The sequence below is a fragment of the Sulfurimonas sp. genome, from assembly GCF_050296975.1.
Lineage (GTDB): Bacteria > Campylobacterota > Campylobacteria > Campylobacterales > Sulfurimonadaceae > Sulfurimonas.
In genome coordinates this window covers 1-10167 of the sequence record NZ_JBNKRX010000026.1, presented here as the reverse complement: position 1 = coordinate 10167, position 10167 = coordinate 1, and the positions used below count along the sequence as shown (strand labels likewise).

The 10167-nt window shown below is 34.7% G+C and carries 12 protein-coding genes; 8 read left to right on the top strand and 4 right to left on the bottom strand.

The genetic code is table 11. The annotated features are described in order from the left end of the window. The first annotated feature begins 499 nt into the window (after positions 1–499). Positions 500–1762, top strand: a complete 1263-nt coding sequence (locus tag ACQY56_RS08335) for an OmpP1/FadL family transporter (protein ID WP_428739537.1) — start codon at positions 500–502, stop codon at positions 1760–1762. A 174-nt stretch (positions 1763–1936) separates the two neighbouring features. Here ACQY56_RS08335 and purM read toward each other — a convergent pair whose 3' ends face one another. Further along, complete coding sequence (gene purM / locus ACQY56_RS08330; protein WP_428739536.1) at positions 1937–2935, bottom strand: phosphoribosylformylglycinamidine cyclo-ligase; 999 nt, start codon at positions 2933–2935, stop codon at positions 1937–1939. Between the two features lie 2 nt (positions 2936–2937). Beyond that, complete coding sequence (locus ACQY56_RS08325) at positions 2938–3135, bottom strand: YgaP family membrane protein (protein ID WP_428739535.1); 198 nt, start codon at positions 3133–3135, stop codon at positions 2938–2940. A gap of 186 nt (positions 3136–3321) precedes the next feature. Between ACQY56_RS08325 and ACQY56_RS08320 the strand changes: the two genes are divergently transcribed. From ACQY56_RS08320 to dapF, 3 genes are all read left to right on the top strand, one after another. Beyond that, the gene (locus ACQY56_RS08320; protein WP_428739534.1) at positions 3322–3867 is read left to right on the top strand and encodes a spermidine synthase; all 546 of its coding nucleotides are present in this window, start codon (positions 3322–3324) and stop codon (positions 3865–3867) included. Between the two features lie 63 nt (positions 3868–3930). Then, the gene (coaE, locus tag ACQY56_RS08315; protein WP_428739533.1) at positions 3931–4527 is read left to right on the top strand and encodes a dephospho-CoA kinase; all 597 of its coding nucleotides are present in this window, start codon (positions 3931–3933) and stop codon (positions 4525–4527) included. Next, on the top strand, positions 4524–5285 hold the full coding sequence (dapF, locus tag ACQY56_RS08310) for a diaminopimelate epimerase (protein ID WP_428739532.1): 762 nt from the start codon (positions 4524–4526) through the stop codon (positions 5283–5285). The genes coaE and dapF overlap by 4 nt, the downstream gene beginning before the upstream one ends. Here the strand turns inward: dapF and prfA are convergent. Both prfA and rpsT read right to left on the bottom strand, forming a co-directional pair. Next, complete coding sequence (gene prfA / locus ACQY56_RS08305; RefSeq protein WP_428739531.1) at positions 5282–6349, bottom strand: peptide chain release factor 1; 1068 nt, start codon at positions 6347–6349, stop codon at positions 5282–5284. The two genes, dapF and prfA, sit on opposite strands and share 4 nt — an antisense overlap. Positions 6350–6361: 12 nt before the next feature. Further along, positions 6362–6622 (bottom strand): 30S ribosomal protein S20, encoded by a 261-nt coding sequence (gene rpsT, locus ACQY56_RS08300; protein WP_428739530.1) that lies wholly within the window; start codon positions 6620–6622, stop codon positions 6362–6364. A 228-nt stretch (positions 6623–6850) separates the two neighbouring features. Between rpsT and glmM the strand changes: the two genes are divergently transcribed. The 4 genes from glmM to ACQY56_RS08280 all read left to right on the top strand — a co-directional run. Continuing rightward, positions 6851–8191, top strand: coding sequence for a phosphoglucosamine mutase (gene glmM, locus ACQY56_RS08295; RefSeq protein ID WP_428739529.1), 1341 nt, complete (start codon positions 6851–6853; stop codon positions 8189–8191). Continuing rightward, the gene (gene lspA, locus ACQY56_RS08290) at positions 8184–8663 is read left to right on the top strand and encodes a signal peptidase II (RefSeq protein WP_428739528.1); all 480 of its coding nucleotides are present in this window, start codon (positions 8184–8186) and stop codon (positions 8661–8663) included. The genes glmM and lspA overlap by 8 nt, the downstream gene beginning before the upstream one ends. A gap of 63 nt (positions 8664–8726) precedes the next feature. Further along, complete coding sequence (gene tig, locus ACQY56_RS08285) at positions 8727–10025, top strand: trigger factor (RefSeq protein WP_428739527.1); 1299 nt, start codon at positions 8727–8729, stop codon at positions 10023–10025. A 1-nt stretch (position 10026) separates the two neighbouring features. Beyond that, a partial coding sequence (locus tag ACQY56_RS08280; protein ID WP_428743696.1) for an ATP-dependent Clp protease proteolytic subunit occupies positions 10027–10167 on the top strand: 141 nt, incomplete at its 3' end.

Here is a 10167-nt window from a genome sequence, read left to right as displayed (position 1 = left end):
CCATTCCGAACCCAGAAGCTAAGCCTCTCATCGCTGATAATACTGCTCTTTGCAAGAGTGGAAACGTAGGTCGCTGCCTAGTTATAGATCTATTTCTCCAATCCTTTGATTCTCTTTTTTTATCACTTTAATTATGGTTTTTTCGTCTTTTAGATGTAAAGACTAACTAACTTTATACATCTTTTGTGATAAAAATGTTACAAATATACACATAATTAAAATTTTATCACAAATTGTTCTTCTATAAATATATTTCATAATTTTGATAAATTCTATAAAATAGTTTAATATTTTTCTGCTATTTACTATGTATAATAATCTTTGTTTATAATAAAAGATACCTTTTCAAATAATGAAATAAAGCTTGATCTAATATATAACTTTTTTTTATATGAGTAAGCTTTTTATTAAGGTTTAGTTAAAATTTTATCACATATAATGTTTGCAATCGAAACAGAAAGCTCTGTTTCTATATTTTTAAAGCTCTTAAGGGGAGATAATGAAAAAAACAATCAAACTAGCAGTAGTAGCTGCTTTAGCTTTAGGTGCAACATCTGCGTTTGCAACAAATGGGTCTACATTAATTGGAACTGGTGCTAAGACTCGTGGTACTGCTGGTGTAGGAATAGGTATGGGGCATGGTGCTGAGTCAGCATTATCAAATCCTGCATTAATTACTACTATTAGTAAAGATCACGAGATTTCATTTGGTGGAACTTTATTTATGCCAGATGTTAGTGCTAACATGGGGGCAGGTGCTTCAACTAGTGCTGCTGATATGAATGTGATTCCTGAAGTATCTTTAGCTTCTAAAGTAAATGATAATTTTTACTGGGGAATTGGTATGTGGGGTACAGCTGGTATGGGTGTTGACTATCGTAAAGAATCAGGCTACACATCAAACTTTCAAATGGTTACAAATCTACAATTGATGCAATTTGCTGTTCCTTTAGCATATACAGTTGAAGGTTTTAGTGTAGCAGTATCACCGATTTTACAATATGGTGCTCTTGATATGAACTTTAACGGTACTCTTGATGCTTCTACTTTATATGGAGCTGGTGCTACTGCTGATGCAACATTTGGAGCTGGAATTGCTCAAGATTTATCTATGGGGTACAATTTAGGTTTATCTTATGAAATTGCTGATTTTACAATTGGTGCTGTATATAAATCTGAGATTGAAATGGAATATGATGGTCAAATATCAGGTGCTAGTCAAGTATTCGCTAACTTTGGTTTATTTGGTGGACAAGCACTTTCTGATAAATTGTCAACACCAGCTGAAATGGGTGTTGGTGCAAGTTATAAAATGGGTGAACACACAATTGCTGTAGATTATAAACAAATTAAATGGTCATCTGCTAAAGGGTATGAAGATTTTAAATGGGATGATCAAAACGTAGTTGCTATTGGTTATGAGTATGCAACAAAAGATTGGGCTATTCGTTTAGGATACAATCATGCAAGTAATCCAGTAGTAGAGCAACCTGCAGCAGATGGAACGGATGGTACAGGTTCGGCAATTAATATGTTAAATGCATTAGGTTTTCCTGCTATTGTAGAGTCTCATTATGCACTAGGATGTACATATGCGTTTAATGATACTACTTCTCTTGACTTAGCTTATGTTTATGCACCAGAAGTTACTGAAACTTATACAACAGCAGCATTCGCTGGCTTTGGTCCTACAAACCCGACATCTGTTGAAGTTAAACATTCACAAACTTCGGCAAGTTTCCAACTTAATTACGCTTTCTAACAATATAAGTAATAAAAGAAATTCTCCTTTCTTTACGTCACCCTTTTGGGTGACACTCTTCTTTCTCATTTTATTTAATCAAGTAATTATTTTAGAGTTTTATATAGTATGTATAAGATTTTATGAAAGTGGTTATAGGGTAGAAGAAAAACCTTATAAAAAGGTCTCTCTATATTAAACGAGTTTGGCTTCTCGTTTGCCTTCTTTAATCTCACCTACAAGGTAAGAACCTTCAGCAGTAGATAGAACTTTATCAACATTAGATTCTTCAACAACAAGTATCATACCAACACCCATGTTAAATGCTCTAAACATCTCATCACGTGCAACGTGCTCACTCATTAGCTCAAAGATAGGAAGTACTCTAACAGCGTCCTCTTTAACTTCTGCCATTAAGTTTTCAGGAAGTACACGTGGTAAGTTCTCTACGATTCCACCACCTGTGATGTGAGCCATAGCTACGATCTCATTTTTAAGTGCTTTAAATGTTTTTACGTAAATGTTTGTAGGCGTTAAAAGAGTTTCGATCAATGGTTTACCGTTAAAATCATCTTCAAATTTCATTCCCATTTTTTCAAACAGTACTTTTCTAGCTAAACTAAAACCGTTTGAGTGTAAACCTGATGATGGAAGCGCAATCAGTTTATGTCCAGCCTTTACAAGACTCACACGATCCATTTCAGATTTTTCTGCAACTCCTACTGCAAAACCAGCTAAATCATAATCATCTTCGCTATACATTCCAGGCATTTCAGCAGTTTCACCACCAATTAAGGCACATTCACTCTGTTTGCAACCTTCTGCAATACCAGCAACTACGTTTGTAGCGATATTTACATCAAGTTTACCTGTTGCATAGTAGTCTAAGAAAAATGAAGGTGTACCAAAATTACAAATAAGATCATTTACACACATAGCAACAAGGTCAATACCAACAGTATTATGAATTCCACTGTCTATTGCTAGTTTTAATTTTGTACCAACTCCATCAGTTGCTGCTAACATAACAGGTTCTTGAAATCCTTTAGGTAATTCAAAAGCACCAGCAAATGAACCGATTCCTCCAATTACACCTTCAACTTTTGTAGCTTTAACTAGTGGTTTAATATTTTCGACAAAACTGTTTCCAGCATCGATATCAACTCCCGCATCTTTATAAGAAATTTGACCCATTATTATTCCTGTTTTTCTTGTGGTAAATCACATTGTTTTGTAATGATACAAAGTGGGCAAAAGTTTATAAGTCCTGCAATAAGAGGGATAACACCTAAGTAAAACCATGCATTATCTAAGACAACACCTGTAATAATAAGCGCAAGTCCTACAACAATGCGAACTACTCTACAAACTTTTCGTATTTTGTTTACGTCCATTTTATACCTTTAGCTTAAATATTTTGTAATTATATCAATATTAAGTAAAATTAATCCAAAAGTCGATAAAATCGCGGAGAGTTTAAGACTTATAATCTTAACTTAAAACGGGAGCAAATCCTCGCTACGCTCTGAGTCCCTTATTTAAGCTAAGATTATAAGTTTATACTAAGAAAAGGAAGAGTAATGACAAGGTTGATCTACAACGAAATGATGGTACATGTACCACTATGTACACATAAAGATCCAAAAAAAGTATTGATAATTAGCGATAATGCAGATGCACTAGCACAGGAAGTACAAAAACATGATGGGATTGCATACGAGACAATATCGGCAGATATCAATGCTTTAAGAGATGTGGTTGATGATGGTTATGATGTTGTTATCTCTGAACTTGATAATGATGCTGCAGTTTTGGCACACTATAACCGTATACTTAATGAAGAAGGTTTGTTAGTTGCAAAACACCCATCTTTAGATGAAGTAGATACTAACAAACAGATTATGGAAATTTTAGGAAAATATGCGAAGATAGTTATGCCTTACAATTTAGGTAATTGTGAAACAGTTCTTTTAGCTTCTAAGGCGTACCATCCAACGGCAGATATTATTTTACATCGTGCTGATATGTTGGATAATTTAGCGTATTATAACTGTGATGTACATCCAGCAGCATTTGCGATGGGGAATAATATTCGTAAAACTTACTTAGGGATCATCAAAAACTGATGGCATTTCTAAAGAAACATTTTGCTTCGCAAAAGCGATTCTCTTGTTTTGAGGAAAGTTGAAATGGCTTTTAAATATGCCATAGCATTAACTGGAGGGATAGCAACAGGCAAAAGTACTGTTGCATCTCTTCTAGCACTTAATGGTATGCGGGTTATTGATGCTGATACAATTTCGCATCAAATTTTAGATGCTTCACATGAATGGGTTAGGAAAACTTTTGGGGATGAGTACGTAAAAGCAAATAATAAAGTTGATCGAGCAAAACTTGGTCAGTATATCTTTTCAACTTCAGAAGCGAAAAAACAGCTAGAAGATTTTTTGCACCCAAAAATAAAAGCTGAGATTGAAAGACAAAGTGAAAAACAAGATAATTTTAAATTTCCATATTTGATCGATATTCCTTTGTTTTTTGAAAATAATAATTACGATATAAAACAGAGTGTGGTAGTATATACACCAGAAGATATTCAGCTTGAACGTTTTATGAGGCGTAACGGTTTTAGCCAAGAGGAGTCTAAAAGAAGGATAGCTTCACAACTTCCAATAGATGAGAAAAAAGAGCGTGCAACTTGGGTGATAGATAACTCAAAAGATTTAAAACATTTACAAAATGAAGTGGAAATTTTTGTAGAAAAGATTAAGGAGAAGTATTTATGATATTATCAAAATACAGTGCTAATGGTAATGACTTTGTTATTTTTCATGACAGTGTGAAAAAAGATAGAAGTGAATTAGCAAAAGAGTTGTGCCATAGACAAGATGGCGTCGGTGCCGATGGACTTATCGTTATAGTTCCCCACGATACATATGATTTTGAGTGGGAGTTTTATAACTCTGATGGAAGTCATGCAGATATGTGTGGCAATGGAAGTCGTGCATGTGCGCATTATGCATATAACCATAATTTAGCCCCAATAGAAATGAGTTTTTTAACTGGAGCTGGTGTTATCAATGCTCACATTAGTGAAAATGATGCTGTTTCAGGGATGGTTTTAAGCGAACTAACCCCTCCAGAGATAATAGATCAAACTATAGAGTATCATGGAAAATCTTGGTGGCTTATCAATACAGGTGTACCACATTTGATTTGTTTGCAAAATAATGTGGAAGAGTTTAACATTGAAGAAGCAAGAGAGTTACGATACATCTACAATGCAAATGTCAATATCTGTTGTATTAATGAAGAGGGCAATATGTTTGTGCGAACGTATGAGCGTGGGGTAGAGGATGAAACACTTGCTTGTGGCACTGGAATGTCTGCATGTTTTTATAGAGCATTTGTAGAGGAAAAAGTACAAAATAATATTGAAGTATACCCTCGAAGTAAAGATACTTTATATTTAGGGTTTAATGGACAAACAATTACATTTAAAGGAAGAGTTAAAAAAACATTTGAGACAAACTGGGACGTTTAGAGTCCAGCTGCCTCAACAATTTTAGCTTGAGTATCTGCAATAAGTGGATCGATGATCTCATCGAAAAGTCCAGCGCCCATAATCTCACTCAATCTGTAAAGTGTTAAGTTGATTCTATGATCACTTATACGATTTTGTGGATAGTTATAGGTTCTAATACGTCCACTTCTATCACCTGTTCCAACTTGTGCGGCACGTTCAGCTGCATTGGCTGATTGTTGCTCTTGCATCTGGATTTCAAAAAGGCGAGATTTTAAAACTTTCATAGCTTTTTCTTTATTTTTGTGTTGCGATTTTTGATCTTGGTTAGTTACAACAATACCAGTTGGCAAGTGAGTGATACGCACAGCAGAGTCTGTTGTATTAACTGACTGACCACCACAACCAGATGAACGCATAACATCTATTTTAAGATCATTTTCGTTGATCTGAATTTCAACATCATCAACCTCGGGCATGATCGCTATGGTAATCGCTGATGTATGTACACGTCCTTGTGATTCTGTTGCTGGAACACGTTGAACACGGTGTGTCCCCGCTTCATATTTCAATCTACTATAAACTTGTTCACCTTTAAAAAGTGCAACGATCTCTTTATATCCACCAGCTTCAGAACTAGAAGTATCCATGATTTCGATCTTCCAGTCTCTCAGTTCAGCGTAGCGAGTATATGCATTAAACATATCTCCAACAAATAGAGCTGCTTCATCTCCACCAGTTCCTGCGCGAAGTTCCATAATGATATTTCTATCATCATTCGGATCTTTTGGTAGCATAAGCATTTTGATCTCTTCTTCTAAAATAGGTACTTGAGGTTCTAGTTCACGTAGCTCCTCTTTTGCCATATCCATCATTTCAGGATCAGCTAACATCTCTTTAGAATCAGCGATCTCTTGAATAAGTGCTTTATACTCTTTTGCTTTTTCGACGATTGGTGCAAGTGAAGATTGTTCTTTTGAAAGTTCTGTCATCTTTTTGATGTCAGAGGTGATATCGGGTGAACTTAGCAAGTCGCTAAGTTCATTATAGCGATTGATAAACGGAGTAAGTTTATCGGCTAACATGTGGAGTTAGCCTTACAGTGCGTTTACAGCTTTGTGTAGACGGCTTACTTTTCTAGCAGCAGTTTCTTTTTTAAGAATACCTTTGCTTACAAATTTGTGAATTTGTTGGTTAGCTACTTTTAGTGCAGTAGCAGCTTCTTCTTTGTTCCCTGCATCAATTGCAGAACGAACATCTTTTACAATATTTTTAAGACGAGTTCTATAAAAACGATTACGCTCTGTACGAACGATAGTTTGGCGAATTCTCTTAACTGATGACTTGTGATTTGCCATTTAATGTATCCTTCTTGGAAATATAAGTCCGCAATTCTACCTTAAAAATAATTAAAATTAAGTTAAGTGGTGTTAGAATATGTAAGTTTAGTAGATTTAATGGCTTGGAGCCGATTATAAATCTTTCTAAAATGGAGCAAATCCTCCCTTCGGTCTGAGTCCATTTTAGAAAGATTTACAATCTCTACGCTAAACTTTCATTATTGATTTGAGTCGAGGATAGAGTATATGAAATTATTTGGAACTGATGGTGTACGTGGTGAAGCTGGTAGTTTTTTAAGTGCTGAGGTGGCTATGCGTGTGGCGATGGCGGCTGGTATTTACTTGAAAAGAAAATCGGTTACAAATAAGATTTTAGTTGGAAAAGATACACGCAGAAGTGGGTATATGATTGAAAATGCGATTGTGTGTGGGCTTACTGCTGTTGGGTATGATGTGATACAAGTTGGTCCTATGCCAACACCTGCTATTGCGTTTATTACAGAAAATATGCGTTGTGATGCGGGAATTATGATATCAGCATCACATAACTCTTTTGAAGATAATGGAATTAAGTTTTTTGATGGACATGGAGATAAATTTTCAAGTGATGTTGAGCAAAAAATAGAAGATATCTATTTTGACGATGAAAAAATCAAAGAGGCACAAGTTACTGGTAAAGAGATAGGAAAAGCAAAAAGAATAGATGATGTAATTGGACGTTATATCGTTCAGCTAAAAAACTCTTTTCCTGTTGAGATGACCTTACAGGGAATGCGCATAGTGCTAGATACTGCAAATGGAGCTGCTTATAAAGTTGGACCAACTGTACTTGAAGAGCTTGGTGCTGAGGTGATAGTGCTACATAATGAACCAAATGGATTTAACATTAATGATGATTGTGGAGCACTACATACAAAAGAGCTCAAACAAAATGTGATCAAATATAGAGCAGATTTAGGTATTGCTTTAGATGGGGATGCAGACAGACTTGTTATAGTTGATGAAAATGGTGATGTTGTTGATGGTGATCAACTTCTTGGTGCTCTTGGACTATTTCTTCACGAGAATGGTTCACTACATGGTAGAGGAATTGTTGCTACTGTTATGAGTAATGGTGCATTAGAAGAGTTTATGCAACAGCATGGTTTAAAGCTATTTCGATCTAATGTAGGCGATAAACACGTTTTAGAGATCATGAAAAAAGAGGGGATTAACTTTGGCGGTGAGCAAAGTGGACATGTAATCATCAATGATTTTGCAAAAACTGGAGATGGTTTGGTTTCAGCACTTCAAGTTTTAGCACTTCTTATTGCAAAAAAACAAAAAGCTTCCCAAGTGCTCCGCCCTTTTTCTCTTTTTCCTCAAAAATTAGTAAATTTAAATGTTCAAGTAAAAAAGCCACTCGATGAAATTAATGGCTTAGATATAATACTCAAAGATTTAGATAAAGAGCATGTACGTCATTTGATTCGATACAGTGGGACAGAGAATAAACTAAGAGTACTCTTAGAAGCAAGTGATGAAAAATTGATGGAAAAAAGAATGGATGAACTCATTACATTTTTTAAAAAAGCTCTCAATGGATAAGAATAAAAACTTAAGATTAGTTGCGATACTTTTACTAAGTATCGCTGGGATATTTATAATTGACCAAAATATTAAAACGGCTTTTGTTGAGGGGTTTAAATATTATACAGACTATATGGACTTTATCTTGGTGTATAACAGAGGTGTTGCATTTTCAATGTTTGCATCACTTGGGGAGTATTTAAAGTATCTTCAAGTGATGTTAATTGTTGGAGTGTTTAGTTACATTATATATCTAAAAAAAATATGTTATGCATTTCCCTCTGGTCTTATAATTGGCGGGGCACTTTCAAATATATATGATAGATTTATTCATGGCGGTGTTGTAGATATGTTTTATTGGCATGGATGGCCTTATCCTATTTTTGGACAAGTAGGTTTTGCCGTTTTTAATTTTGCTGATGTGATGATTGATGTGGGTGTTGTATGGCTGTTGTTCTTAAACATAAAAACGAGTTTATGTAAAAATTAATCGTAAAAAAAGCACATTTTTGGTATGATTGCCCAAAATTATACAATGATATAAAGGAAATTGATGGATATCAAGTCAAATAAAATTAATAGCGCTAATGCTGAGATTTCAGCAACAATTTCAACTGACGAAGTAAACGCAAATGTTGAAAAGATAGCTAAACAATTATCTAAAACTGCTAATGTACAAGGTTTTAGAAAAGGAAAAGTACCTGTAGCAGTTGTTAAAAAACAATATGGACAAAAACTTGTTGAAGATGCTGAATCTGAAGCATTACGTCAAGTACTTAATCAAGGGTTAGATGAGCTTGGAATTAAAAATGATCAACTAATCGGTGAGCCTACAATCTCTCAGTTTAATAAAGCGGATGACAAAATAGAAGTTACAATCAAAGTTGCAATGCGTCCTGCAATTGAACTTGGTGATGTAGATTCTTATACTCCAGATTTTAAAAAGCCAGAAGTAAAAGATAAAGATGTAACAGCTAGAATTAAAGAACTTGCAGAGGGACAGGCACCTTTAGAAAGTGTAAAACGTAACCGTAAAATGAAAGCTGGAGATACTGCAGTTATTGATTTTGAAGGTTTTGTAGATGGTGAAGCATTTGCTGGTGGTGCTGCGAAAGATCATGCACTAGAGCTTGGAAGTGGTCAATTTATCCCAGGTTTTGAAGATCAACTTATTGGTGTAAAACGTGATGAAGAGGTTGAGATCAATGTAACTTTCCCTGAAAACTATGGTTCAGATAAACTTGCTGGAAAAGATGCAATGTTTAAAGTAAAAGTAAATGACATCAAAGTAAAAGGTGAAGTTGCAATTGATGATGAGTTAGCAAAAAAATTCCTTCCAGGTGATGAAGAAGCTAATGTAGAAAAATTAACTTCTGAAGTAAAAAAAGCTATGGAAGTTGATGCACTTACAAAACTGTATAATGAAGAGTTAAAACCAAAACTTTTAGAAAGTCTTGTTGACTCTTTAAGCTTTGAACTTCCAGACTTTGTAGTTGAGCAAGAGATTGATATGGCTTTAAATAATAAAGCAAGAACTATGAGTGAAGATGAGATTAAAGATCTTCGTGAAAATGGTGATAAATTAGAAGCTTTACGTGAAACTTTCCGTGAAGAAGCACAAAGAAGTGTAAAAGCAACTTTTATTATTGATGCACTAGCACAAAATGCAGGTATCTCTGTAAATGAGCAAGAATTAATGCAAACTATTTATTTTGAAGCGATGCAAATGGGTCAAGACCCACAAAAAACATATGATCAATACAAAGAAGCTGGTTATTTACCTGCTATTCAAATGTCAATGATTGAAGATAAAGTTTTAACAAACTTATTAAATAAAAAAATAGAAGCGTAATATGAGCTATATACCTTATGTAATCGAAAAAACAGGTCGAGGCGAGAGAAGTTACGATATCTATTCAAGATTATTAAAAGATAGAATAGTAATGCTAAGTGGAGAAGTAAACGACGCAGTAGCTTCAACAATAGTAGCACAA